Origin of the sequence: Massilia sp. S19_KUP03_FR1 (assembly GCF_036688685.1) — a bacterium.
In the GTDB taxonomy this organism is placed as follows: Bacteria; Pseudomonadota; Gammaproteobacteria; order Burkholderiales; family Burkholderiaceae_D; genus JALYUM01.
Genome location: NZ_JAQQPS010000020.1, coordinates 26,007 through 50,600 on the forward strand (window position 1 = coordinate 26,007; position 24,594 = coordinate 50,600).

General features: G+C 63.4%; 23 protein-coding genes and 1 pseudogene. 17 read left to right on the forward strand and 7 right to left on the reverse strand.

Annotated elements, in window-relative coordinates; translation table 11 throughout:
* The first annotated feature begins 41 nt into the window (after positions 1–41).
* Entirely contained in the window at positions 42–866 is an 825-nt protein-coding gene (locus V6M87_RS20535) for a phytanoyl-CoA dioxygenase family protein (RefSeq protein WP_332878526.1), read from the forward strand.
* Here the strand turns inward: V6M87_RS20535 and V6M87_RS20540 are convergent.
* Positions 863–1,093, reverse strand: a complete 231-nt coding sequence (locus tag V6M87_RS20540; RefSeq protein ID WP_332878527.1) for a hypothetical protein — start codon at positions 1,091–1,093, stop codon at positions 863–865. The genes V6M87_RS20535 and V6M87_RS20540 overlap by 4 nt on opposite strands.
* A 232-nt stretch (positions 1,094–1,325) precedes the next feature.
* Between V6M87_RS20540 and V6M87_RS20545 the strand changes: the two genes are divergently transcribed.
* A complete protein-coding gene (locus V6M87_RS20545) occupies positions 1,326–2,357 on the forward strand; it encodes a hypothetical protein (protein WP_332878528.1) in 1,032 nt (343 codons plus the stop codon).
* A 51-nt stretch (positions 2,358–2,408) separates the two neighbouring features.
* Here the strand turns inward: V6M87_RS20545 and V6M87_RS20550 are convergent, their stop codons facing one another.
* Complete coding sequence (locus V6M87_RS20550; RefSeq protein ID WP_332878529.1) at positions 2,409–3,425, reverse strand: sensor domain-containing diguanylate cyclase; 1,017 nt, start codon at positions 3,423–3,425, stop codon at positions 2,409–2,411.
* Between the two features lie 133 nt (positions 3,426–3,558).
* A complete protein-coding gene (locus V6M87_RS20555; RefSeq protein ID WP_332878530.1) occupies positions 3,559–3,945 on the reverse strand; it encodes a hypothetical protein in 387 nt (128 codons plus the stop codon).
* Positions 3,946–4,143: 198 nt separating this feature from the next.
* Here V6M87_RS20555 and queE point away from each other — a divergent pair, with 198 nt between their 5' ends.
* The 8 genes from queE (at position 4,144) to nadC (ending at position 11,464) form a co-directional block, all read left to right on the forward strand.
* Entirely contained in the window at positions 4,144–4,779 is a 636-nt protein-coding gene (gene queE / locus V6M87_RS20560; RefSeq protein ID WP_332878531.1) for a 7-carboxy-7-deazaguanine synthase, read from the forward strand.
* 7 nt (positions 4,780–4,786) lie between these two features.
* Positions 4,787–5,233 carry a 6-carboxytetrahydropterin synthase QueD gene (queD, locus tag V6M87_RS20565; RefSeq protein ID WP_332878532.1) on the forward strand — a complete coding sequence of 149 codons (447 nt, stop codon included), beginning with the start codon at positions 4,787–4,789 and terminating at the stop codon, positions 5,231–5,233.
* A complete protein-coding gene (tadA, locus tag V6M87_RS20570; RefSeq protein WP_442920623.1) occupies positions 5,205–5,696 on the forward strand; it encodes a tRNA adenosine(34) deaminase TadA in 492 nt (163 codons plus the stop codon). Before queD ends, tadA begins: the two co-directional genes overlap by 29 nt.
* An 83-nt stretch (positions 5,697–5,779) precedes the next feature.
* On the forward strand, positions 5,780–6,706 hold the full coding sequence (locus V6M87_RS20575; protein WP_332878534.1) for an alpha/beta fold hydrolase: 927 nt from the start codon (positions 5,780–5,782) through the stop codon (positions 6,704–6,706).
* Positions 6,703–7,620: an LD-carboxypeptidase gene (locus V6M87_RS20580; RefSeq protein ID WP_332878535.1), complete on the forward strand. Its 918-nt coding sequence runs from the start codon at positions 6,703–6,705 to the stop codon at positions 7,618–7,620. The genes V6M87_RS20575 and V6M87_RS20580 overlap by 4 nt, the downstream gene beginning before the upstream one ends.
* 231 nt (positions 7,621–7,851) lie before the next feature.
* Positions 7,852–9,450, forward strand: coding sequence for an ABC-F family ATPase (locus V6M87_RS20585; protein WP_332878536.1), 1,599 nt, complete (start codon positions 7,852–7,854; stop codon positions 9,448–9,450).
* A gap of 11 nt (positions 9,451–9,461) precedes the next feature.
* A complete protein-coding gene (nadA, locus tag V6M87_RS20590) occupies positions 9,462–10,595 on the forward strand; it encodes a quinolinate synthase NadA (protein ID WP_332878537.1) in 1,134 nt (377 codons plus the stop codon).
* Positions 10,592–11,464: a carboxylating nicotinate-nucleotide diphosphorylase gene (nadC, locus tag V6M87_RS20595; RefSeq protein WP_332878538.1), complete on the forward strand. Its 873-nt coding sequence runs from the start codon at positions 10,592–10,594 to the stop codon at positions 11,462–11,464. The genes nadA and nadC overlap by 4 nt, the downstream gene beginning before the upstream one ends.
* A 264-nt stretch (positions 11,465–11,728) precedes the next feature.
* Here the strand turns inward: nadC and V6M87_RS20600 are convergent, their stop codons facing one another.
* On the reverse strand, positions 11,729–11,896 hold the full coding sequence (locus V6M87_RS20600; protein ID WP_332878539.1) for a hypothetical protein: 168 nt from the start codon (positions 11,894–11,896) through the stop codon (positions 11,729–11,731).
* Here V6M87_RS20600 and tssE point away from each other — a divergent pair.
* The 7 genes and pseudogenes from tssE to V6M87_RS20635 all read left to right on the forward strand — a co-directional run bounded on the left by tssE (position 11,895) and on the right by V6M87_RS20635 (position 21,803).
* Entirely contained in the window at positions 11,895–12,350 is a 456-nt protein-coding gene (gene tssE, locus V6M87_RS20605; protein WP_332878540.1) for a type VI secretion system baseplate subunit TssE, read from the forward strand. The two genes, V6M87_RS20600 and tssE, sit on opposite strands and share 2 nt — an antisense overlap.
* Positions 12,351–12,365: 15 nt before the next feature.
* Positions 12,366–14,210: a type VI secretion system baseplate subunit TssF gene (tssF, locus tag V6M87_RS20610; RefSeq protein WP_332878541.1), complete on the forward strand. Its 1,845-nt coding sequence runs from the start codon at positions 12,366–12,368 to the stop codon at positions 14,208–14,210.
* On the forward strand, positions 14,174–15,247 hold the full coding sequence (gene tssG, locus V6M87_RS20615) for a type VI secretion system baseplate subunit TssG (protein WP_332878542.1): 1,074 nt from the start codon (positions 14,174–14,176) through the stop codon (positions 15,245–15,247). Before tssF ends, tssG begins: the two co-directional genes overlap by 37 nt.
* A 24-nt stretch (positions 15,248–15,271) precedes the next feature.
* Positions 15,272–18,073 carry a type VI secretion system Vgr family protein gene (locus tag V6M87_RS20620; RefSeq protein WP_332878543.1) on the forward strand — a complete coding sequence of 934 codons (2,802 nt, stop codon included), beginning with the start codon at positions 15,272–15,274 and terminating at the stop codon, positions 18,071–18,073.
* Positions 18,074–18,125: 52 nt separating this feature from the next.
* A complete protein-coding gene (locus V6M87_RS20625; RefSeq protein WP_332878544.1) occupies positions 18,126–19,769 on the forward strand; it encodes a lipase family alpha/beta hydrolase in 1,644 nt (547 codons plus the stop codon).
* Positions 19,770–19,933: 164 nt separating this feature from the next.
* A pseudogene (locus V6M87_RS20630) lies at positions 19,934–21,454 on the forward strand (T6SS immunity protein Tli4 family protein).
* A gap of 82 nt (positions 21,455–21,536) precedes the next feature.
* Positions 21,537–21,803 carry a PAAR domain-containing protein gene (locus tag V6M87_RS20635; RefSeq protein ID WP_332878545.1) on the forward strand — a complete coding sequence of 89 codons (267 nt, stop codon included), beginning with the start codon at positions 21,537–21,539 and terminating at the stop codon, positions 21,801–21,803.
* 66 nt (positions 21,804–21,869) lie between these two features.
* On the opposite strand, the gene V6M87_RS20640 is transcribed toward V6M87_RS20635, so the two are convergent.
* Genes V6M87_RS20640 through V6M87_RS20650 form a run of 3 tightly spaced genes read right to left on the reverse strand, consistent with a single transcriptional unit; the run spans position 21,870 to position 24,556 of the window.
* The gene (locus V6M87_RS20640; protein ID WP_332878546.1) at positions 21,870–22,760 is read right to left on the reverse strand and encodes a prolipoprotein diacylglyceryl transferase; all 891 of its coding nucleotides are present in this window, start codon (positions 22,758–22,760) and stop codon (positions 21,870–21,872) included.
* Between the two features lie 44 nt (positions 22,761–22,804).
* Positions 22,805–23,641 (reverse strand): NAD-dependent protein deacetylase, encoded by an 837-nt coding sequence (locus V6M87_RS20645; protein WP_332878547.1) that lies wholly within the window; start codon positions 23,639–23,641, stop codon positions 22,805–22,807.
* 15 nt (positions 23,642–23,656) lie between these two features.
* Entirely contained in the window at positions 23,657–24,556 is a 900-nt protein-coding gene (locus V6M87_RS20650; protein WP_332878548.1) for a DMT family transporter, read from the reverse strand.
* Between the last annotated feature and the right edge of the window lie 38 nt (positions 24,557–24,594).

Here is a 24,594-nt window from a genome sequence, read left to right on the forward strand (position 1 = left end):
AGCCGCTAGAATCGCCTGACCGCGTTGCGCAAGGAGATCCGATGCACACCGACTACGACGTTGCCACCATCATGGGTGGCCTGTACGGCGACGGTTTTATTGCCTGCAAGGGCGCGTTCGCGCGCGAGTGGGTCGCGCAGGTCGGTGCCGATATTGCCGTGCTGTTCGACGAAGCGCAGCGCCAGCCGGGCGGGGCGCTGGCACGCGGGCCGGCACGCTACTACGTCGAGATTCACCCCGAACGCCTGCAGGGCTTTGCCGATATCCTGGTTCACCCATGGTTCACGGCGGTGTGCCGCGCCATCCTCGGCCCGCATTACAAGGTGGTCGAAGTCGGCTTCGACGTGCCCGGCCCCGGCGCCATGCTGCAGCCCTGGCACCGCGATTTTGCGGCGCCGCCGGCCACCCTGGTCGGGCGCCGCCTCGATTCGCTGGCGTTCAACCTGACCACCGTCGATGTCACCGACCAGATGGGACCGCTCGAAATTGCCCCCGGCACGCAATGGGACGATTTCGCCGCCATGCAGGCGGGCAGCGACCCGATGTTTCCTGGCCGGTCGGCATGGCCGCGCTACGAAGCACGCAAGCAGCGCAAGATGCCGCAGATGGGGGATTTCTCGGCCCGCTCCGCCCTGACGGTGCACCGCGGCACGGCCAATCTGTCGAGCCAGTCGCGCCCGGTTCTGGTGGTCGGGGTGGATGCGCCAGACGGCGCCAATGCCGCGAAACACGACCTGCAACTGACGCGCGCCTGCCGAGATGCGCTGCCGCACGCGCTGCTGCAGCATCTGCACTACCGCGTGGTCGATCGCTTGGAGCCAATCGTGCAGGCGCACACGATCGAAGGATTGCTGATGGGTGCTTAAATTCCCGTCTGCGTCTTCTCTTCGATGCTCTGCGCCAGCGCCTCTGCCGCTGCCAGGTCGCTCACCTGGCCGACCTTGCGATTGCTGTTGGTTTGCTGGTCGAGGCTGACTTCTTCGGCGATCTCGAAGCGGCCGTCGTCGCCGCTGGTGTCGCCATCGGTCGCAAACAGATTCTCGGAACGGGTTTCCGGCGGCACTGCCGGCGCGCTGGTCTGGTCGATTGTCATGCTGCACTCCTGATGGTTGATGATGGGCCGATTATGGCGTTGCAGCTGTCCGGACGTGCGCACGCTTGGCCATGTAGGCCTGCGCCGACTGTCGCATTGGCACCTGTCCGACGACAATATTTACGGAAGTCAATGGTGTGCACGACGTCAATTATTAGGCGTATGGTGATTGGCATCGCAGTGGTCAGCCCTTTGCCTACGCGACCCCACTATCATTATCAGGAGATCGATCATGCAACACACTCTCGTAGCCGTTTTTGACAACCGTAACGACGCGCAACAGGCCATGGACGAACTGCTGGCATCTAGCTTTACCAGCACCAACGTTCGTCTCTCGCAAGGCGATACCACCGGCGCCATTGGCGACACGACGGCCGCGCCGGTGGCCACCCCTGACGATGATTCGTTCGCCACCAGCATCCGCAATTTTTTCAGCGACATTTTCGGATCCGACGACAGTGTCAATGCCAAGCGCTATGCCAGCGCCGTGACCAGCGGCCAGTACGTGTTGACGGTCGGTCCGGTCAGCGAGCCTGAGGTCGAGCGTGCCGCCGACATCGTTGAGCGCTTCGGCCCGGTCGACATCGATGAAGAAAGCAGCGGCGCCGAATATGGCAGCGTGGCCGGCGGCCTTGGTGCCGACCAGATCATGCGCCGCGACAGCGCCTCCATGCAGGGCGGCCAGTCGCAATCGCTGTCGTTCCAGAGCGACGACCGCGCCCCGTTCCAGCAAGGGAACCTGAACGATCCGGTGCCAATGGGCGGCACCTACCAGGAACCGATGGAGAGCGGTCAGCGCCTGTCGTCGACTGGCGGCATGAGCATGCAAGATGGAACCCAGCAAGGCTCCATGCAGCGTGCCGACCTGAACAGCGGCAGCGGGTTGGCGCCAACCGAAATCAAGCGTCCTGGCGTGCGCGTGTTCGCGCGCGATCCAGGCGACCTGGGCAACACGGGCATTCGCACCAGCGGCGGCATCGGCAGCCTGGGTGCCGATGCGCTGCAGCAGAGCGACAACGACAGCGCCTTCCGCTCGCACTGGAGTAGCAACTACGACACCGCCGGCGGCAGTTACGATGAGTATGCGCCGGCCTACGGCTATGGATCGCAACTGGCTTCCGACGACAAATATCGCGGCCGCTCGTGGGATGACGCCGAGTCCGACATCCGTTCAGATTGGGAAAGCCGGAATGCCGGCACCACCTCGACATGGGACAAAATGAAAGCGGCCGTGCGTCATGGCTGGGAGCGCATGACGGCGTAATCTGGTGCCCCGCAGTCCTCGAAACGCCCGTTCCGACGGGCGTTTTGTGGTTTATGTGGGCATGCTGATCCGGTTGCGTCCCAGGTGCTTGGCGCGGTACAGGGCCGCATCGGCAATCGCGACCAGTTCGCTCGCGCTGTGCTCGTTCGAGACCAGGGCGGTGGCCGCGCCGATGCTGACCGTCACCCTGCGCGAGGGCAACTCTGCTGTACTGGTACCGGCCTGCCGGTGCCGGCCGTAGGCATCCGGCGCCACCGCCGGCACTTGCAATCCTTCCACCCGGCAGCGGATCCGTTCGGCGACGATGGCCGCCCCCTTGAGCGACTGGTTGGGCAGGATCACGGCGAATTCTTCGCCACCGTAGCGCGCCACCAGGTCATTCGCGCGCATTTCCGCAGCCACGGCTTCGGCAATGCGTTTCAGGCACTCGTCGCCGCCCAGATGGCCATTCGCATCGTTGTAGGCTTTGAAATTGTCGACGTCGACCATCAGCAGCGACAAGGGCTGCTTGGCGCGCATGGCGCGGGTCCATTCGGCGTGCAGGGTGTCATCGAAACAGCGCCGGTTGGCCAGGCCGGTCAAGCCGTCGCGCGTGGCCAGTTGCTGCAAGGCGACCTGGGCCTCCTTCTCCTCGGTCAGGTCGCGCAGGGTTTCCACCACCGCTGTCAGGCGGCCATCGTCGTCGAAAATGGGGCTGGCGTCGGCCGCCAGGTAACGCCGTTTGCCGATGCGCGGCATGTCGCACCAGCTTTCGGCGGTCAGGTTGGCACTCGACGGACAGGCCGTGTGGCAGGTGTACAGCTTGTCCAGTTCGCTTGCGCTGTTGGCCAGCATCACGTCCGCCAGGGTAGGTCGCTGCTCTTCGTAAAAACAACGCCAGTGCTCGCTGGTGCCGATCATGTCGTCGGCGCTGACGCCGGTGAGACGTTCGCAAGCCTGGTTCCAGATGATGACGCGGGCGTTGCGGTCGAGTACGAATATCGGGACCGCGAGTGTCGCCATCATCTGGTAGGCGAAGGCGCGGTCGGGACCGCCTTTGACATCGATATGGCGGCTTGGGCTTGTCATTATTATCCTCAAGAGGCGGGCGACCTGCTGCGTGTCAGTCAGCAAGAAATTGATTTGGAACAAGATCAATTTTGCGCCGCGTCAGGAAATGCACGTTTGATCTAGAACAAATGTCTAAGCCCAGCGGTGGAATCTAGGTGGATTGTTGTAACTGCGCAATACATGCGTGCACGGCGTGCATGTGCAGCGTGACGTGGCGCACATCGCCTTCGGTCAGACAGGCTTCGAGGCGCTGCCATTCGTCTGCCAGCAACTGCATGCCCTGGCGCGTGGCGCTGATCTGCGCGGCGCGGGCATCGCGCTCGAACACGACATCCGTTTCAAGCTGTGCCAGCCGGTCTTCGGCCGCCAGTCGGTGGCGCAGCATGGCGTGAAAGCCCCAGCCCAGTCCGGCCAGCCACAGCAGTACCGCAGCCACGCTGGCCGGATGCGCGATGCCGGGCGGCGCGGCCGCCACGGCGCCGGCCGGTGCCGCCAGGATGAACATCAGGATGACGGGGCGGTAGTTGAGGAGGCGCATGGGAATCTCTCCGCGTAAAAAGTTGTTTGCTGTCAGAAACACTAACGCGGCATTTCCTGCTGGAATTGGCAAAACGCAAGCCCTACGATGCTGACCACCGGCTTCTTGTTCCCGAACAAGAAAACTGCGCCCGCGTTGTTGCTGTGATGCTGCGGCCGCACCCACGGTATAATGGAAGGTTGACGAAGAGGCTAGAACGTGACTTACAGCATCAAAGAAATTTTTTATACCTTGCAGGGCGAGGGCGCCCATGCCGGCCGTCCGGCCGTGTTTTGCCGGTTTTCGGGCTGCAATCTGTGGACCGGGCGCGAGCAGGACCGGGCCACAGCCACTTGCCAGTTCTGCGACACCGATTTTGTCGGCACCGACGGCGAGCGGGGCGGCAAGTTCCGCGACGCCGACAGTCTCGCCGCCGAGATCGACAACCTGTGGCCGGCGTCTTACCCGGCCAGTAAATACGTCGTCTTTACCGGCGGCGAGCCGCTGCTGCAACTGGATGCGGCCCTGATCGACGCGATGCATGCGGTCGGCTTCATGATTGCCATCGAAACCAACGGCACCTTGCCGGTGCCGGGCGGGGTCGACTGGATCTGCGTCAGCCCGAAGGTGGGCGCCACGCTGGTGGTGCACAAGGGCGACGAAATCAAGGTGGTCATTCCCCAGGCGGGGCAGGACCTGATCGACTACCAGCAGCTCGACTTCGCCAATTATTTCGTCCAGCCGATGGACGGCCCGCTGGCCGCATTCAACACCCAGCTGGCGATCGACACCTGCAGGCGCAATCCGCAATGGAAGCTGAGCCTGCAAACCCATAAACTTTTACAGATTCCCTGAAGACCGCATGTTGACGATTACCCGCAAGCTCGAGTTCGATGCAGGACACCGCATTCCCGACCACAAAAGCCAGTGCCGCAACTTGCACGGCCACCGCTACACCCTCGAAATAACGTTGCAGGGCGCCGTGATCCAGGCCGAAGGCAATTCCGATAACGGCATGATCATGGATTTTTCCGATATCAAGGCGCTGGCCAAGGAACACCTGGTCGACGTCTGGGATCACGCCTTCATCGTGTATGAACGCGACGACAAGGTGCGCGAATTCCTGGCCTCGCTGCCGGGCCATAAAACCGTTGTCATCGACCGCATTCCCACGGTCGAGAACCTGGCGCAGGTCGCGTTCGATATCCTCAAGGCGGCCTACACCGACCGCTTCGGCACCGGCCTGCATTTGCATAAACTTGTGTTGCACGAAACGCCGAATTGCTGGGCAGAGATCAGCGGTGACTGAGTCGGCCGACGAACGCTATATGGCGCTTGCCCTTGAGCAAGCGCAGCTGGCGTGGGAGCACGGCGAGGTGCCGGTTGGCGCCGTCGTCGTCTGCGATGGTGCAGTCATTGCCACCGGCTTCAATCAGCCGATCGGCATGCACGATCCCACCGCGCACGCGGAAATCGTGGCCCTGCGCGCGGCCGCTGCCAGGGTCGGCAACTACCGCTTGCCGGGCTGCACCTTGTACGTCACGCTGGAACCCTGCGTGATGTGTTCGGGCGCAATGATGCATGCGCGCCTGGCGCGCGTGGTGTACGCGGCCAGCGACCCGAAAACCGGCGCCTGCGGCTCGGTGCTGGACCTGTTCGCGCACGGCCAGTTGAATCACCACGCCGAGGTGGCTGGTGGCGTGCTGGCCGGTGCGGCGAGCAGCATGCTGAAGGCGTTTTTCGCCGAACGGCGCGCCGCAGCGCGCGCCTGACGCGCCGGCGTGACCAGCGCGCCAGCATGATGGTATGCTGGCAGCACTGCCGCCATCACGGCCTCCCGGCCCATTCGCGCACCATGCCTACCCTCAACGCTAACGGAATCCGCATCGCCTTCGAGACAGCCGGCGACGCCAGGGGCGTGCCGTTGCTGCTCATCCACGGCCTCGGCATGCAACTGAGCGCCTGGCCCGACCAACTGGTCGACGGCCTGGCCGAGCAGGGTTTCTATGTGATTCGCTTCGACAACCGCGACAGCGGCCTGTCCACCAAGTTCGACGCTGCCGGCACGCCCAATCTGGCGCTGGCCTGGCTCAAGTCGCGCCTGGGCCTGAAGCTGCGCCCACCGTACACACTGGACGACATGGCCAACGATGCGCTTGGCGTGCTCAGTGCGCTGGGCGTGGCGCGGGCGCACGTGGTGGGCGTATCAATGGGCGGCATGGTGGCCCAGTTGCTGGCCGCACACCATGGTCATCGGGTGCTGAGCCTGACCTCGATCATGTCGAGCAGCGGCCGGCGCAAGCTGCCGGGGCCCACCCGCGCCGTGCGCGCCGCGATGCTGCGCCGGCCGCTTGATCCGCAAAACGTGGACAGCGTACTCGACAATGCCGTCGCGCTGTGGAAGGCGATCGGCAGTCCGGCCTATCCCACCGCCGAACCGGTCCTGCGCCAGCGCGTGTTGCGCGCCCTGCGGCGCAGCAATTGCCCGTCCGGGGTGGCGCGCCAGACGCTGGCCATTCTGGCCGCCCCCGACCGCAGCGCGCTGCTGGCGCAACTGGCGCTGCCGACGCTGGTGATTCACGGCGCCGCCGATCCGCTGGTGCCGTGCGCCTGCGGCGTCGACGTCGCCAGCAAGGTGCCGGGTGCGCAGCTGGAACTGATCGAAGGCATGGGTCACGATTTGCCGGCCCAGCTCATCGAGCGCCTGCTCGCCTTGATCGACCTCCACGCCCACGGTAAGATGGTCCCCGACTCCACCACGCGCCTGTTCGCCAAACAATGATCACTCCTGTACTCGGCGTCGCCATCGTGGCGCCTGGCGGTTATTCGTCCGACACCGCCGCGCTGCCACGCGCCATCGCCATGCTGGAAGCGCGCGGCTGCATCGTCCACAATTATTATGACCACGGCCTGCTGTACCAGCGCTTCGGCGGCAGCGACGACGGCCGCCTGGGGCAGCTGCACGCGGCCATCGCCGACCCCGACGTGCAGGTGATCCTGGCCCTGCGTGGCCAGTACGGCACCACGCGCCTGCTCGAGCGCATCGACTACCGGGCGCTGGCCGACAGCGGCAAGATCGTGGTCGGGTTTTCCGACATTACGGCGCTGCACATGGCGCTGTACGCGAAAACCGGTGCGCGCAGTTATGCCGGGCCGATGGCGGCGGGCGACTTCGGTGCGCCAGAACCGGTGCCGTTTACCCTCGACGACTTCTGGGGCTGCCTGGCCGGCCCCACCCACCTGGTCACGGGCGAGGGCGCGGGCAACCCCGCCGTGGACCTGTGCGGAACGGTCTGGGGCGGCAATCTGGCCATGTTCATGTCGCTGGTCGGCACGCCGTATTTTCCGGCTATCGACGGCGGCATCCTGTTTTTTGAGGATATCGGCGAGCACCCGTACCGGGTCGAGCGCATGCTGCTGCAGCTGATGCAGACCGGCGTGCTGGCGCGCCAGAAGGCCATCGTGCTGGGCGATTTTTCCGGCTACCGGCTGGCGCCGGCGGACAATGGCTATGACTTCGAGGTCATGCTGGCGCACCTGCGCGAAGTGCTGCCGGTGCCGGTGTTGACCGGGCTGGCGTTCGGGCACATCGCGCACCGGGTGACCATTCCGTTCGGGGCGCAGGGGCATCTGGTGTCGGAGCATGGCCGGTTTACGTTGACGCTCTCTGATTATCCGACGGTGCGCGTGGCGTAGTGGCTTCGGTAAGGTGGTATGGGCCCCGACCTTCGCCGGGGTGACGGCCTTGAGAATGTTGGCTTATAAACCGTCATGCTCGCCACTGGCGAACCTGCGTCCCGGCCCCGGCCGCGATCCATAACCCGCCAACCGAAACCACGATACTAAAAATACCACCACAAGACGACGATACCACGCCAAGCTGTTAAAATGCCCGGTTAATCCGCAACGCAATTTAAGGCTGAAACCGTGCTCTCTACCGCAAACATCACCATGCAATTCGGCGCCAAGCCGCTGTTCGAGAATATCTCCGTCAAGTTCGGCGATGGCAACCGCTATGGCCTGATCGGCGCGAATGGTTGCGGCAAATCGACCTTTATGAAGATCCTCGGCTCCGACCTGGAACCGTCCGGCGGCAACGTCATGCTCGATACCAACGAGCGCCTGGGCAAACTGCGCCAGGACCAGTTCGCGTTTGAAGACATGCGCGTGCTCGACGTCGTCATGATGGGCCACACCGAGCTGTGGAACGCCATCACCGAGCGCGACGCCATCTACGCCAACCTCGAAGCGACCGACGAAGACTATATGCACGCCGCCGAACTCGAGTCAAAAGTGGCCGAATACGATGGCTACTCGGCCGAAGCGCGCGCCGGCGAACTGCTGCTGGGCGCGGGCGTGTCGATCGAGCAGCACCAGGGCCCGATGAGCGCGGTGGCGCCAGGCTGGAAGCTGCGCGTGCTGCTGGCGCAGGCACTGTTCTCGAATCCGGACATCCTGCTGCTCGACGAACCGACCAACAACCTCGACATCAACACGATTCGCTGGCTGGAAGATGTGCTCAACGAGCGCAACTCCACCATGATCATCATTTCCCACGATCGCCACTTTTTGAACCAGGTCTGCACCCACGTGGCCGACATGGACTACGGCACCTTGAAGGTCTACCCGGGCAACTACGACGAGTACATGTTCGCCTCGACCCAGGCGCGCAACCAGCAACTGTCGAACAATGCCAAGGCCAAGGAAAAGGTCGCGGAACTGCAGGACTTCGTGCGCCGCTTCGCCGCCAACAAATCGAAGGCGCGCCAGGCCACCTCGCGCGCCAAGCAAATCGAGAAGATCAAGGTCGACGACATCAAGCCGTCGTCGCGCGCTTATCCGTTCGTGCGCTTCGAAGCCGAGAAAAAGCTGCATCGCCTTGCGGTGGAAGTCGAGGGCATTTCGAAGAAATACGATGTCCAGCTGTTCAAGAATTTCAGCATCATGGTCGAAGCAGGCGAACGCGTGGCCATCATTGGCGCCAACGGCGCCGGCAAGACCACCCTGCTCAAATCGATCGGGATGGACCTGACCGGCCTGCAGCCCGATACCGGCCGCGTGAAATGGGCGGAAAACGCCAACGTCGGCTACATGCCGCAGGATCCGACCGAAGAGTTCGCCAGCGACATGGTGCTGACCGACTGGATCAACCGCTGGACCAAAGAAGGCGATGACGACCAGGCCGTGCGTTCGATCCTCGGCCGTTTGCTGTTCGGTGGCGACGACGTCAAAAAATCCGTGCGCGTGCTGTCCGGTGGTGAGAAGGGCCGCATGATGTACGGCAAGCTGATGCTGGGCCGTCACAATGTCATGCTGCTCGACGAACCGACCAACCACATGGACATGGAGTCGATCGAGTCGCTCAACATCGCGCTGGAAAAATACACCGGTACGCTCATTTTCGTGTCGCACGACCGCGAGTTCGTCTCATCGCTGGCCACCCGCGTGCTGGAAATCAAGGAAGACGGTATCGTCGACTTCCAGGGCACGTATGAGCAGTATCTGAGCAGCCAGGGTATCGAATAAGGAAGCCAGCAATGATGGAAGCACCGGTACAAATCTACGATTACGACCACCCTGTCGAAGGCGCCAGCTGCACCGCGCAGGCGTGGGCGCGTGCGCCTGCAGTGCCATCGGCCGAACGCAAGATCGAACTGAAGGAAAAGATCAAGCGGCTGCTCAAGGAACGCGGCGCCGTGCTGGTCGCGCATTACTACGTCGATGCCGACCTGCAGATTCTCGCCGAAGAAACCGGCGGCTGCGTGTCCGACTCGCTCGAGATGGCGCGCTTCGGCCGCGACCACGCGGCGCAGACCCTGGTCGTGGCCGGCGTGCGCTTCATGGGCGAGACGGCAAAAATCCTCAGTCCTGAAAAAACCATTTTGATGCCGGACCTGGACGCCACCTGCTCTTTGGATCTTGGCTGTCCTGCCGACGAATTCGCGGCCTTCTGCGACCAGCATCCGGACCGCACGGTGGTCGTCTATGCCAACACCAGCGCCGCCGTGAAAGCGCGCGCCGACTGGATGGTAACCTCGTCGATTGGCCTCGATATCGTCGCCCACCTGCACGCGCAGGGCAAAAAAATCCTGTGGGCGCCGGACCGCCACCTGGGGTCCTACATCCAGAACAAGACCGGCGCCGACATGCTGTTGTGGCAGGGCTCGTGCATCGTCCACGACGAATTCAAGGGCATTGAACTGGACCTGCTGCGCGCCGAATACCCGGATGCGAAGGTGCTGGTGCACCCGGAGTCCCCAAGCAACGTGGTGGCCCAGGCCGACGTGGTCGGTTCCACGACGCAGCTGATCGATGCCGCCCGCAACATGGACGCGAGCACCTTCATCGTCGCCACCGACAACGGCATCCTGCACAAAATGCGCCTGGACGCGCCCGGCAAGCATTTCATCGCTGCGCCCACCGCTGGCAATAGCGCCACCTGTAAAAGCTGTGCGCACTGCCCGTGGATGGCGATGAACGGCCTGGAAAACCTGGCCGCGGTGCTGGAAAATCTGTCGAATGAAATCCAGGTCGACCCGGTGACCGGCAAAGAGGCCGTGCGCGCGATCGACCGCATGCTCGATTTCGCTGCCGCCAAAAAAGCCAAAGCGCTGCCGACCGGCGCGCTGGAACAAGAAGCTAAACTGTTTACCGGAATTGGTCCTGCATGAGTAATTTGAGAAACCCCTTCGCCGTCTTCGACACCCGACTGCAAACCGCCTTCGAAACCAATCTGCTGGCCGCGCTGATGGAAGACGTCGGCGGCGGCGACCACACGGCGCAGCTGGTGCCGGATGAAGAGCGCGTGCACGCGCAAGTGATCGTGCGCGAGCAGGCGGTGCTGTGCGGTGCGCCGTGGTTCGAAGGCATCATGACGGCCATCGATCCGAATACCGACATCAACTGGATGTACGGCGAAGGCGAGTTGATGAGCGCCGGCAGCGTGGTCTGCACAATGCAAGGTTTTCCGCGCTCGCTGCTGACCGGCGAGCGTGCCGCGCTCAATTTCATGCAGCTGTTGTCGGCCGTGGCAACCGCCACGCGCCGCTATGTCGACGTGGTGGCCGGTACCAATGCCGCCATCCTCGACACCCGCAAAACCCTGCCGGGCCTGCGCCAGGCGCAGAAGTACGCAGTGCGCGTCGGTGGTGGCCAGAACCAGCGCATGGCGCTGTACGACGGCATCCTGATCAAGGAAAACCATATCGCGGCGGCCGGTGGCGTGACGGCAGCATTAACAGCTGCTTCGGCGCTCGATGCGGGCGTGCCGATCCAGGTGGAAGTTGAAACGCTCGACCAGCTGGCCGAAGCGCTGGCTGCCGGGGCGAGCTCGGTATTGCTGGATAATTTTGATCTGGCGCGGCTGCGCGCTGCCGTGGCCTTGAACGCGGGCAGGGCGCTGCTGGAAGCGTCGGGCGGCATCAATCTCGATACCGTGCGCGACATTGCGGAGACGGGTGTCGACCGCATCTCCGTCGGCAGTTTGACGAAGGATATTCGGGCCACCGATTACTCGATGCGGATCGTCGAATCGCATTGAGCGCCATCGCCGCCCGGCGTCCCGCTATTCTGCCGCGACGTTGGGCGCATCAAACGTTCCACGAATTGCATCTTCTGCTCCGGCGCCGTCGAGGCCCTGTCGCGACACCGCGGTATTGATCCACGTCCAGGCGCCGGGCGCATCCCCAGTCGGCCATGCGCGACGTCGACAGCAAAAATTCATCTAATCAATAGCGCATCGAACGCGCACGCGCCCCCGTGTGCTGCTTGCACTTCTGCGTGGCGTAAATCGTACACGCTTCCATCAAATGCGTTTCAACCCGGCAGGTGTTTGCTCTTCCGCAGACTCGTCATGCGCGCCGGCGCAATAATTTCCAATCGGAAAAACGCCGGTAGGCTGCGGCATCTCGATGCATGCCGCATGCCCCGCAACCAACCGCGAGACGAAATGGGAGCGCTTGACGATGGCCATGTTTACTTCCAGCGTGTGGGACCGCCTGATCGCGCCAGTCCCCGCATCTGCCGCCGGGCGGCGGCCGCTTCAACTGACCCTGCCGCAGTACAAGCGCGCCATCGCGCGCGACCTTGAATCTCTGCTCAACACCCGCGTTGCGATTTCTCCGGAAGAGTTGGCGACCTACCCCGCCTGCAGAGAATCCATCGTCAATTTCGGCCTGGCCGATTTCGCCCAGCTGTGTCTCACCAGTAGTACCGACCGCAAGAAAATTTGCGACCTGCTGACCGCGGCCATCGTTCGCCACGAACCGCGCCTGGCGCAGGTGCGGGCCCGCCTGGTGGAAGAAACCGGCAGGGTGAACCGGCTCAGTTTTGCCATCTCCGGCCAGCTGCGCGCGCTGGCCATTGATGACCGCGTGCAGTTCGACATCATGCTCGAGCCGTCGAGTCTGCAGTACGCCATTCGCTGATCACTCGAGTGCCCGATGAAAAAATTCCTGAAAGCGATCCGCCATTATTACGAGCGCGAACTGGCCACCATGCAGGCCTTCAATGCCGAGTTCGCCGCCGAGTTTCCCGCCCAGGCCGGTCAGCTGGGCATGGAAGGCGGGCAAGGGGACGATCCCCATATCGAGCGTTTTATCCAGGCCACGGCACTGTCGAACGCCCGCATCGCCAAGCTGATCGAGGACAATGATCAGAAGGTCACCGAAGCACTACTACAGATCAATTACCCCCACTATTTGCAGCCGTTCCCGTCGACCGCCATCGTGCGGGTCGACCTGAGCGCCGGTCTCGCGAGGATGACGGCGCCCGGGCTGATTGCCCGTGGCGCCACGCTGGTGGCCCGTTCTGCCGACGCGCCCGCGTGCCGGTTGCGCACCGTGTACGACGTGCAACTTACACCCTTCGTCGTGGCAAGGGTGACGTTTCAAGCGCACGTCAACTTGCCGCCGACCATACCGCGACCGGCCGCTGTCACCACCATGCTTTCCATCGACATCGAATCGAAGGCTGCCAACCTGGGCCTGGGGCAAGTGCAGCTGGACAGACTGCGCGTTTTCATCGATGCCGAACCATCGCTGTGCGCGACCACGCGCGACGTGCTGTTCATGCACGCCAGGGTGGCCTGGCTGGAAGTCGACGGCGCCTGTCTCGCATTGGACGCCGTGCCGCTCAAAGCGGTGGGATTCGACCCGCACGAGGCGGTGCTGCCAACCAGTAACTTGTCGCACCCTGCCTACCTGTTGCTGACCGAGTACTTTGTCAATCCGGAGAAATTCAATTTTTTCGACATTGACTGGCCGGCGCTGGCGCCCCACCTGCCGGCCACGTGCCGGCGCCTGACCCTCCACTTGGGGCTGGCTGGCGTGGCCGGCGATGCGCACATTGGACGCGCCCTGAGCCAGCTCTCGAGCGAGAATTTTATACTCTGCTGCACACCGGTGGTGAACCTGTTCAGGCACCCGGCCTGCCCGATCGAACTGACGCACATGACGCCTGATTATGCATTGATCGCCGACGGCAACTACGCCGACGCCTGCGACATTTATAGTGTCGACAAGGTGACCACGGTGCAGAAATCGCGCCACGGCCAGACCTTGACAGAATTCCGCCCCTATTACTCGCTGCGCCATGGCGAGGCTGGCGGGCGCCACGGCCGCTACTACGTGGTCCGCCGCGACGAGCTGGCGGCGCTGTGCCACCCCGGTCACGCCATGCGCATCGCGCTGGTCGACCTGGACCTCGATCCACTGGCCGTCCTCGATGCCAGCGTGTCGATCGAGCTTACCTGCACCAACCGCGATCTGCCCAGGCGCCTCAGCTACGGCGCCGCGGGCGGTGACCTCAAGCTCGAGCAGGCGACCGACGGTTATCCACTGCGTTTCCTGCGCCGCCCGACGCCCCAATACCGTTTCAGTGCGCACGACCACTGGCGCCTGATTGCGCACCTGTCGCTCAGTCATTGTTCGCTCTCTGCCGACGGCCTGCATCTTCTGCAAGAAACGCTGATGCTGTACGACTTGCCACAGTCGTCGGTTTCGCAGCGGCAGATCGCCGGCATCGTCGCCCTTGAACAGCGCGCGACGAGCCTCTGGCTGCACGACGACGGTCACAGCAGCCTGATGCATGGGGTGGCGGTGCGCGTCACGCTCGATGAGGATGCCTTCGCCGGCACCGGCATCGACTTGTTCGTCTCGGTGCTCGACCGTTTTTTTGGCCTCTACGTGCACTGCCAGAGCTTCACGCAGTTGACGGTTTATTCGCAAACAAGCGGAAAGGAGCTGATCCGATGCCATCCACGCAGCGGCGCACGCAAGCTGGTCTGATCGACCGGTTGATCAAGCAACCATTCCGCTTTCATTTTTTTCAGGCCGTGCGCCTGATCGATCTATGGCTGGGGCGCGACGCGGCTTCGCACGGCAAGAAGCTCGAAGCGGTACTGCGTTGTAAAAACAGCGTCGCGCTGGGTTTTCCGCCCAGCCAGATCGAGGCGCTCGCCATCGACGCCGACGCCCCTGCAACGCCGACGACACCAGGCGGGCCGCTTGCACCGGCCATGGGCCGGCTGCGCCATATCCGCCTCACGCCCGCCTTCATGGGTTTTCTGGGCGTGAATGGCGTGCTGCCCTACGACTACACCGCCACGATCGCCGCGCAAGTTGCCTTCGACAAAAACCACGCCGGGCGCGCCTTCTTCGACACCTTTTCGCACCGCATGATGGTCTTGTTCTACCGGGCCTGGGCCGCCTGCCATATCGAATCCGGCGCCGACGCTGACGGCCGCGACCGGTTTCTGGAGGCCCAACTGGCTCTGGCGGGCAGGCCCCGCCGTCCGCAGCCTGCGCCAGCGGGCCTGGCCACCACCGGCATCCCCGCCGAAGCCGTAGCCCACTACGCTGCCTTGATTCGCCATCGTCCCGTACAGTCTGACGTGATCGCCGGCGTGCTGACCGACTTTTTTCGCGTGCCCGTTCGCTGCGAGCCGCTGGTCGGTTGCTGGGCCAATATTGGCCAGGACAATTGCACTGCCCTCGGTGTGCAAAACAATCTGCTTGGCTTTGGCAATATGCTCGGCGACCGCTACTGGCGCCGCGACGCCCTGGTGCGCCTTTGGGTGGGCCCGCTCAGCCACGTCGACTTCGACCGTTTTCTGGCTGGCGGCAGCGCCGGCACGGCGCTCAGGGAACTGCTGGCTCTGTTCGCCCTGCCTGCCGTCGCATTCGAGGTGCGCCCCATTTTACGGGCGGCCGACGTTCGCCCGGCCGCCCTGGACAACCTTACCCGGCTGGGTTGCGCCTCGCTTGTGCTCAGCGCACCGCAAGCGACAGACCATGCCGACACCCGCTACCTGATTTCCTTTTGACTGTAACCAGGATGGAGCTACCCCGTGGACTATGACAACGATTTCGACGGCGCCGACCAACTCGGTAACATCCTCACCGCCAGCAACCGGCCGCTGCGCATGCAGTTGGGTTTTCCGGATGGTGTGGCCAGCGACGTTCTGCTGCCCCAGCGGATCGAAGGCGTTGAGGCGATCTGTGACGGCATTGAGATGCGCATCTACTGCCTGGCGCTGGACGCGCAACTGCCCCTTAAAACGCTGATCGGGCTGCCCGTGGAAGTGCAAATCGTGACCGATCAGGGGCAACTGCGCAGCATCTGCGGCATCGTCGCCGAAGCGAGCGCCGGCGAAAGCGACGGCGGCCTGGCCAGCTACCAGCTGGTGATGCGCGATGCGCTGGCCATCCTCGACCTCGATGTCGGGACACGCATATTCCGCGACCAAAGCGAGCTCGATGTTGTCAAAACTGTGCTCAGCGAGGCGCGCCGCGCCAATCCGGGCCTGGCCGCGATGTTCGAATTCGAGGTCGAGACGGCGCTGAGCCTGCGCGATTTTCCGGTGCGCAGCCAGATCGTCCAGTACAACGAGGGCACGGGCGCCTTCCTGCGCCGCCTGCTCCGGCGCTGCGGCGTCTCTTGGTTTTTCCGGCCGGGCCGCGCCGGGGATGCGCGCGCAACCGATGCGACCGGTGGCGCGCCCTTGGCTCCAGCGCACACCATGGTGCTGTTCCAGGACGCCAGGCGGCTCAAGCCAAGCAGCGCCGGCACCATCCGTTTTCATCGCGACAGCGCCACCGAAGAGCGCGACGCGATCACCGCCTTCGGCGCGGTGCGCACCTTGCGCCCGGGCCGGGTGACCCGCCACAGCTGGGATTACGCCAACCCGCGCGGCACCGACTTCATGAGCGCCAGTGTCGCCAGCGCCGACCACCAGGGCGTCAAGGGAAACAAGCTGGCCGCCACGCTGGACCAGTATCTCACCGAGGCGCCGCATGTGCGCGACACCTACGAGGACCTCGAGGCGCTGGCCCGCCAGGCGCTGGACCGCTCGGATTTCGAGGCCAAGTGCTTCCACGCCGAGGGCGGCGTACGCGATTGCACCGCCGGCGAATATTTTAGTTTGACCGGCCATCCCGAGATCGATCGCCATACTGATTGCGAGCGCCAGTTCGTCGTGCTGTCCTCGCACATCACCGCGCAGAACAACTTGCCCAAGGACTTCGACGCCCGCGTCGCGCGCCTGTTTGCGCGCAACCGCTGGCAGACCGATGCCGCCGACTTGCCGCTGGCCGCCGAGAACTGGTTCGATTCGGGCCAGTTCCGCTTCCAGTGCCGCCTCACGTGCGTGCGGCGCGACATTGCCTTCGTGCCGGCCTGGGACGCGCGCGTCGACGTGCCGCAGGCGCAATTGCAAAGCGCCGTCGTCGTCGGCGCGCCGGGCGAAGCCGTCCACTGCGACGCCCAGGGCCGCGTCAAGGTGCAATTTACCGCCATGCGGGCTGCCGACCATGCGCACGCCGAGGGCGCCGGCGCCTCGGGAACCGATCGCGACTCGGCCTGGGTACGCGTGGCCACCAGCTGGGCCGGCACGGGCAGCGGCATGCATTTTGGCGCCCTGGCGCTGCCGCGCCCCGGTACCGAAGTGCTGATCGGTTTTCTGGGCGGCGACCCTGACAAGCCGATCATCATCGGCCAGCTATACAACATGCTGGCCCGGCCGCCTTACCTGGGCGCGGGCGCTTTGCCGGGCAATAAATATTTGTCGGGTATCAGAACCCTGGAAATCAAGGGGAGCCGGGGCAATCAGCTGCGTTTTGACGACACCACCGGCAAGATCAACGCGCAGCTGGCGAGTGACCATGCGGCGTCCCAGCTGAACCTGGGCTACCTGGTCCAGCCGCTGCAAGATGGCCATGGCGCGCCCCGTGGTGAAGGGGCTGAACTGCGCAGCGACGCTGCTGTTGCCGTGCGCGGTGCCAGGGGCGTGCTGCTCAGCGCGGCGCCCAGCCTTGGAGCGGCCGGTGGTCAGCTTGACCGGGAAGGGCTGGTGGGCGTGGCCGACGTGTTGCAGAGCGTCGCGGAACAGCTGGCCAAATTCGCCAGCCTGCACGCAAAGGACGCCGCCAGCGGCACGGAACTGCCGCAGTTGCTCGACAAGCTGCGCGAATGGACCGCCACTGGCACGGCAGGCGGCGCGCCCATCCTTGCTGCTGCAGCGCCAGCCGGCATCGTCGTGGCCAGCGAGGCCAACCTGGCGTTGGGGGCCGTATCGAAGATCGACCTCATCAGCGCCGGCAATACTGACATCGCCACCGGCGGCGCGCTGGCCCTGCGCGCTGCGCGCGGGGTCAGCATGTTTGCCCACCAGGACGGCATGAAGTTCGTCGCCGCCACCGGCGACCTGCGCAGCGAAGCGCAGCACGGCGACATCAAACTGAGCGCCAGCGGCGAGATTACGCTGTCGGCCGGCGTGCGCATCACCCTCTCGGCGCCCGACATTCGGCTTGTTGCCACCGGTGTCCAGGTCGACTACGGCAGCGACACCATCAGCGCGCAGGCGAAGGGCAAGCACCTGATCAAGGCGGCAAGCTACATCTTTGCCAAGGGCGGTGGCGGCGCGCCGCTCGCGCTCGCGTTCCCTGCATCGACGCTGGAGACGGACGAGCGCGTGATCCTCCAGCACCAGTCGACCGGCGAGCCCTTGCCGCGCCGGCGCTATGAATTGACGTTGGAGGACGGCAAAATCATCCGCGGCGTGACCGATGAACTCGGCCGTACCGCGCTGGCCACCAGCAAGGCCTACGGCAAGATCGACATTTGCATTTTCCCCGAGGACGCGCCTGCATGAGTGCGCGCCACTATCCCTTTGCCAGATCATCGATCAAGAAAGGTCCGTCACCATGTCCGCGCAAGCTGAACCCACCCGTCCTTTGCCCGCCGCGCAACCCGATTGCGACGGCAACTTTCGTGCGACTGCGCACTTGTCGTCGGTCGATTGCAAGACCCGTGCGCTTTTGAAGATTCCGTCGTCGAAGGTGATTCCCGTCATCGTTGTTCCGGGCATCATGGGGAGCAACCTGTGCGCCACCACCGATCCGACCAAGCCTGCCAACAAGGCTTTGAAACCAGGAGAAGCAGCCTGGCGGCCGCCGAATGGCAGTGCGGAGGGCCTCAAGGAGGCGAGTAAATGGGAGAAGCGGCTTCCGCCTGAACGTCAGCAAATCCTCGATGCGAAAACGCTCGACGTCGACAACACGGGTTTATTGATCCGGTCGCCCGATGAACGGGTGCCGTTCGATGCTGCCGTACTGAGAGAGCGTGGCTGGGGCCAGATCCATGCCAGCAGCTACGGTGTTCTGCTGGGAAAACTTGAGTTGCACCTCAATTCGGTATTCAGCGAGTTTAGGGGGAATTCGATACTCGAAGCAAAGTGGATCAATTTGGGAATGTGGGACCGCGAGATGTGGAATGTGAGCAAAGACACAGGCGTCACGGCCAAACTGACTGAAGTGCAATTGAAGCAATTCGCGCAGTACCACTATCCGGTCTACGCATTGGGCTACAACTGGCTGCAGTCAAATGCTCTGTCGGCGGATCGGCTGGAAAAGCGCATCAACGAGATCATCAAGTTCTGGGTCGACAGGAAGCAGCAGTGCAGTCAAGTCATCCTGGTCACGCACTCGATGGGTGGACTGGTCGCACGAGCGTGCGCCAAACGCATTCCTGACAAGATTCTGGGCATCGTGCACGGCGTCATGCCCGCGCTTGGTGCGCCCGTGTGCTACCGGCGTATCGCCTGCGGCACCGAGGCTAGCACCTACGTTGCCGGTAAATTCGCCGACATCGCTGGGCGCAGGGAAGACGACACGACCCCCGTTATGGCTACCGCCCCCGGGCCGCTCGAGCTCTTGCCGAACAACCAGTATCCGAAGCCCTGGCTGCACGCAACGTTCGAGACTAGCGATGGAAAACGCCAGGCTCACTTGAGCCTGCCAAGTGGCAATGTCTATGATATGTACCGCGACACGGCCTCTTGGTATCGCATGATTGATCCGGCGCTGGCAGATCCGGCGAAAAAATTCTCCGGTCCGGCCGAAGTCGCTAATCAGATCAAGAAAGCAGTTACTCAAGCTGAACGTTTCCACACAACGGTGCTCGGCGACTACTACCATCCCAACAGCTATGCCTTTTATAGCGACGACCCGTGCCATTTGTCGTATGGAAGTTGCCGCTGGCACGCGGTCAAGACAGCCGCCGCGCCCGAAAAAGGGGTGCTGGATTCCGGCACGATCATCAGCCGCACCGCCGAGACCGGTGGCCGCACGGTGAAATTTTCCAATGGCAGCACCGTCCAGTTTACGCATTCGATCCAGGACGGCCCGGGCGACGGCACTGTGCCGCAGCAATCGGGAATGGGACCGGCGCAAGGCGTTAGGCAACTGTTTCGCACCAGAGGGTATGACCACCAGGGCAGTTACACCGATGAATCGATGCTGACCTTGACCTTACAACTGATTGCCAGAATCGCGCTGGAGGCCAAATGAACAAAGTGTTCTCGCGTAAACATGGCGCATGGCTCGCCAAATTCATCATCTCTGCCTCCCTCATCCTCGCATGCGTCGCGCTCACGCGCAAGGTGCAGGCGGCCTTTCTCAACTACCAGGTGAAAACCATGACGGCTGAAATGAAGGACCTCAAAATGAAACCCATGTGCGTTGGGCGCTTCCTGATCGACATACCAGCTGACGCCGAAGTGTCGTACCGGGGGGCTATGATCGCCGGCTGGAGTATCTCGACCTATGACGAAACGGACGAACAATTCGCCGCACGCGTAGAGAAGAAAGAAGCTCAGCTTTCAGGCGAGAAAAATGAACGTGGAAAGCCAAGTCTGGAAAGTACGCATGAAGTCGATAAAAATGGCGTGCACGGCAAAATACACGTGTTTGGCAGGGAATGGATTCGTGGACTGCCAACTGAGCCGGTCTCGGAGAGCGTCCGGGTCGAGGCGATGATCCGCGTGCAAAAGCACAGTTTTATTCTTACCAGAGAATTCGGCAACGACGGTTACCTAAAAAAACTCGCCGAACTGGTTGCACAGTTCAGATCGCGCGAAGAAAACGAGATTCCAACCGAGGCGGGTTTCTGTTTCGAAGGAGGCTTTATCACAGAACCGATAATGGTAGAGCAGACCGAACGCACCACCATGTTCGTCGGCCTGAATGGTCACCCCGATGTGTCGATAGCGCTCAGCATGATAGCGGGTATCACCATACCAAGGACCTTGCTTCAACGCGATGCCGAATCATCAACTATCAACGAAAATCGCTCCCGTTTTCATACCTTCCGGCGTGGCCCGCGTCCGCTCAATGGCGAACCTGGCGAAGAAGTGCTTGAACGCGTCCACGAGTTCAATGGGAACTAGGGCCACTCGTTCATGTGGGAGCTCATCCATAACAAGACCGACAGCGTTTTCACACCGCTCATGTCATTCGAGTTGAGCACCGGCCACAGTCAACCCGGCACCACCGTCGATTCCAGCCTGACGGACGCCCAGGCGCTGGTGCTCTGGGACAAGATGCTGTCCTCGCTGCGCGTGCGCCCCGTTGTGGCTGTCAAACCGGTCGCCGTCGCGCCCCCGCAAGTCGCTTTGGGCACCTGGGCGAAAGCCAACGAAGTCTGTCCGCAGACTGGCTGGTGGGAATGCACGGACGGCGACAAGGGCATTGCCATCCTTGGCGGGCGCCAGCAGTATTACCGCGCGGGAGAAGCGATGGCACAGGCGATCCAGCTGATGCCGACGACGCCGTGGCAGCGGATGACCGGTCAACAGCCTACCTTCACCAGCAAGATTCCATCATCGTGGAAGCTCGTCAGCCGGCGCCAATCGCCACGCAGTGCATCGGCAGCAGCGCCACGGCAAGCGTCGATCGTGCCAATTGATGAGGGTGCCGGCGTGCCCGATGCACAGCACGATGTAGCGCTACTGCCTGGTGCGATCGCCGGGAGCGGCATGACCTGTCCCGCCAGCGGCTGGTGGCGTTGCGTCGACGCACTCGCACTCGACAGTACGCGCTGGTTTGAACGTGGCCAGATATTGCCGATGGCGACCATCCGACAACAATTGTCACTGCTGGAGCGGCTCAACGGCATGCCGGACGTCAGAAACCAACCAGCCGCCTGGGAATTCGTCCGCCATGCCGATGCTGCGAAGGACAGCCAGGAACAATAGACAGGGAGCGACAGCGCAGATAAGCTGGCTTAACAGGCGTCGCGTGAAACCGTATTCTCGCCACCAACACGAAAGGACCACCATGCCCAACGTCATTCGACTCGGCGATCCAACCTCCCACGGCGGCAAGGTCATCTCCGCCGGTGCCAGCGACTACCTGGTGGACGGCATCGCCGTCGTGCGCGTGGACGACTTGTGCAGTTGTCCAATTCCGGGACATGGCGTCACCAAGGTGGTGGAAGGCGATGCCGACTACATCGTCGAGGGGAAACCGGTTGCGCTGGCGGGACACAAGACTGGCTGTGGCGCGCAGCTGATCTCGACGATCGGCGACTACGACATCGCCTGACCATGCGTCGTGACAGCGCCAACGCAGAGCGCGACTCGATCCCCCGTTGTGCGCCGCGCACTGCATTTACCTCGGCCGTCGCAGCAGCAGGGCGCCAGCAAGCCCCAGCACGATCAGCGTCACCGCAATCATCTGCGCCTGCGTCGCCATCACGCCCATCACATCGAGCACCGGATTGACCCGGATCTGCTCGACCAGCAAGCGCTCCACACCCGACAGGAGCATGTACACCGAGAACAGCCAGCCCATTTTGAAGGAATGGCGGCGCAAGGCCCACAGGATCGCAAAGCAGACCAGCGCCATCATGGTTTCGTACATTGGGGTCGGATACACGCCGGGCAGGGCGATGACTTCGCCGACGATATTGTTGTCGTAGGTCTGCGCCCAGAACCAGGTCGGCAGCCAGGCCGGCTTCAAGGCCATATTCGCCGCAATGCCCCAGTCGCCGTCACCGGCCACCTGGCAGCCGATGCGCCCGACCGCGTAACCAATCATCATGGCCGGCGCGGTTGCGTCGAGCAGCGGGCGCACCGGCAGCTGCCAGCGGCGCACGCAGTAGATGCCCGCCAGCGTGCCGAAAATCAGGCCACCGAAAATCGATAGTCCCGAGCGCGTAAAAATCAGCGATGCAGGATCGAGGATGAACTGCTCGCTGTGCTCGAGGATGTGGAAGATGCGCGCGCCCACGATGCCAGCAAACAGCACCACCATCGCGAAATCGGACACCACGTCCTGCGGCGGCACCGCCTTGTCGACCACGACACCCTGCGCATTTTTCTCGCGCACGCGCGCGGGACCAACCAGGCCCAGTTCATACATGCGTTTCAGTTCACGCTTCATGCAGTACGCCGCCACCACGACCGCGAGCGCGACGAACAGGCCGAACATCGGCATTGGCAGCGGGATGTCGACGCCGGTCAGGTCGCGCAGGAGATCACTTACAAACGGGTACGACATCGGCATGGCCTCGGTGGTGAAAGGGAGGCAGAGTATAACAGTTGCTACTCTTGCAGCAGCTGCGCCACGCGCGGCAAAATCAGTTCTGCCGACGCTTCCACCTTCAGGTCGATCAGGTCGTCCGCGCGGGTGATTCCATGGTTGATGGCGGCGATCGGCTTGCCGCTGGCGGCAGCCAGGCGCGCGAAGCGAAAGCCCGAATACACCATCAGCGAGGACCCCACCACCAGCAGCGCGTCGGCATGGTCCATGCGCGCCAGCGCCTCGATGGTGCGCGGCGCCGGGATATTATCGCCAAAGAAAATCACGTCGGGCGTCAGCGTGCCGCCGCAGTGCAGGCAAAACGGTGCATGAAAATCGTCGAGCGCGTCCGGCTCGATGTGGGCGTCGCCATCCGGCGCAGGCTGGGCAAGGGCCGCAATCAGCGATGGATTCGCTTCGCTCATCACGGTCTGGATGAAGGCGCGCGAAAACGTCGACGCGCACGCCAGGCAGCGCACGGTGCGGATATTCCCGTGCAGTTCCAGAACAGACAGGCTGCCGGCGCGCTGGTGCAGGCCGTCGACGTTTTGCGTCAGCACGCTGCCGATGCGCTGGCCTTGCTCCAGCGCCGCCAGCGCAACGTGGCCGGGGTTCGGCCGCGCCTGCGCCATGGTTGACCAGCCCACCATGCTGCGCGCCCAGTAGCGCCGCTGGACAGCGGCGGACTTGCGGAATTCGGGACCCTGAATCGGTTCGCGGCCGCGCCGCACGCCGTCACGGCCGCGGTAGTCGGGAATGCCGGAGGCGGTCGACAGGCCTGCGCCGGTAAGAACAAGGGTGTGTGGGTGGCGCGCTAAAAACTCAGCCAGCGCGGGCGCGCAATCGGGTTCGGAAGACATGGCTTATCCTAGCACTCAGCGCGCCGACACGCCGATCCCGCCCACAATCAGCGCGAACGCCAGCAGGTGGTACAGGTGCGGCGGCTCGCCCAGAAACGCGGCCGACAGCAGGGCGGCGAACAGCGGCGTCAGGTTGACAAAAAACGCGCCGACGGCCGGACCGGCTTTGGCGACGCCCGCACCCCAGCAGCGAAACGCCAGCACGGCCGGACCGAGCGCGACAAACGCCAGCGCCGCCCACACCGCCGGGCTCCACGAGATCGGCCGCGGCGCGCCGACGCTCCACTCGACGGCCGTGAATGCGCCTGAGAACAGCACGCCGTACAGCACCTGAACCAGCAGGAACGCGGCCCAGTCGGCGCGCAGCGCGGGCACGTCTTTTTTTTGCATCAGCAGCCAGCTGTAGAACGACCAGGCAATCGTCGCCAGGATCATGTACAGGTCGCCTATCACGAGGCGCAGGGCGGCCAGCTGCTGCCAGTCGCCGCGGCTCAGCACCACCAGCACGCCAAAGATCGACAGCGCGGCGCCGGCCGCTTGCCAGGCGCGCAGCGGCACCCCGAAGAACAGGCGCCCGACCAGCATCATCCAGACCGGCAGCCCGGCCGCCACCAGTGTCACATTGATCGGCGTCGAGCTTTGCAGCGCCAGGTACTGGAAGGAGTTATACAGGCCGATGCCAAACAGGCCGAGCAGGGCGTAGCGGCGCCAGTGCAGCAGCGCACCGCTGCCGGCAGCAAATGCCGCGCGTCCCAGTGGCAGCAGGATCAGCAGGGCCAGCGACCAGCGCAGCAAATTGAGGGTCATCGGCGGCACGGCGTCCTTCACCAGGCGCCCGACTACCGCGTTCCCGGCCCACATCAACGGCGGGACAGTCAGCAGCAGCGCCGTGGGAAAAGTCAGGCGGCGCTGCATGTGCTAACGACACCCGTAAAACTGTCACACGTAAAACC

Bases quoted from the DNA above. Each gene is read 5' to 3' on its own strand.
- V6M87_RS20535 (WP_332878526.1), top strand. From the start codon at position 42: ATGCACACCGACTACGACGTTGCCACCATCATGGGTGGCCTGTACGGC.
- V6M87_RS20540 (WP_332878527.1), bottom strand. From the start codon at position 1,093: ATGACAATCGACCAGACCAGCGCGCCGGCAGTGCCGCCGGAAACCCGT.
- V6M87_RS20545 (WP_332878528.1), top strand. From the start codon at position 1,326: ATGCAACACACTCTCGTAGCCGTTTTTGACAACCGTAACGACGCGCAA.
- V6M87_RS20550 (WP_332878529.1), bottom strand. From the start codon at position 3,425: ATGACAAGCCCAAGCCGCCATATCGATGTCAAAGGCGGTCCCGACCGC.
- V6M87_RS20555 (WP_332878530.1), bottom strand. From the start codon at position 3,945: ATGCGCCTCCTCAACTACCGCCCCGTCATCCTGATGTTCATCCTGGCG.
- queD (WP_332878532.1), top strand. From the start codon at position 4,787: ATGTTGACGATTACCCGCAAGCTCGAGTTCGATGCAGGACACCGCATT.
- V6M87_RS20575 (WP_332878534.1), top strand. From the start codon at position 5,780: ATGCCTACCCTCAACGCTAACGGAATCCGCATCGCCTTCGAGACAGCC.
- V6M87_RS20580 (WP_332878535.1), top strand. From the start codon at position 6,703: ATGATCACTCCTGTACTCGGCGTCGCCATCGTGGCGCCTGGCGGTTAT.
- nadA (WP_332878537.1), top strand. From the start codon at position 9,462: ATGATGGAAGCACCGGTACAAATCTACGATTACGACCACCCTGTCGAA.
- nadC (WP_332878538.1), top strand. From the start codon at position 10,592: ATGAGTAATTTGAGAAACCCCTTCGCCGTCTTCGACACCCGACTGCAA.
- tssE (WP_332878540.1), top strand. From the start codon at position 11,895: ATGTTTACTTCCAGCGTGTGGGACCGCCTGATCGCGCCAGTCCCCGCA.
- V6M87_RS20600 (WP_332878539.1), bottom strand. From the start codon at position 11,896: ATGGCCATCGTCAAGCGCTCCCATTTCGTCTCGCGGTTGGTTGCGGGG.
- tssF (WP_332878541.1), top strand. From the start codon at position 12,366: ATGAAAAAATTCCTGAAAGCGATCCGCCATTATTACGAGCGCGAACTG.
- tssG (WP_332878542.1), top strand. From the start codon at position 14,174: ATGCCATCCACGCAGCGGCGCACGCAAGCTGGTCTGATCGACCGGTTG.
- V6M87_RS20625 (WP_332878544.1), top strand. From the start codon at position 18,126: ATGTCCGCGCAAGCTGAACCCACCCGTCCTTTGCCCGCCGCGCAACCC.
- V6M87_RS20635 (WP_332878545.1), top strand. From the start codon at position 21,537: ATGCCCAACGTCATTCGACTCGGCGATCCAACCTCCCACGGCGGCAAG.
- V6M87_RS20640 (WP_332878546.1), bottom strand. From the start codon at position 22,760: ATGTCGTACCCGTTTGTAAGTGATCTCCTGCGCGACCTGACCGGCGTC.
- V6M87_RS20645 (WP_332878547.1), bottom strand. From the start codon at position 23,641: ATGTCTTCCGAACCCGATTGCGCGCCCGCGCTGGCTGAGTTTTTAGCG.
- V6M87_RS20650 (WP_332878548.1), bottom strand. From the start codon at position 24,556: ATGCAGCGCCGCCTGACTTTTCCCACGGCGCTGCTGCTGACTGTCCCG.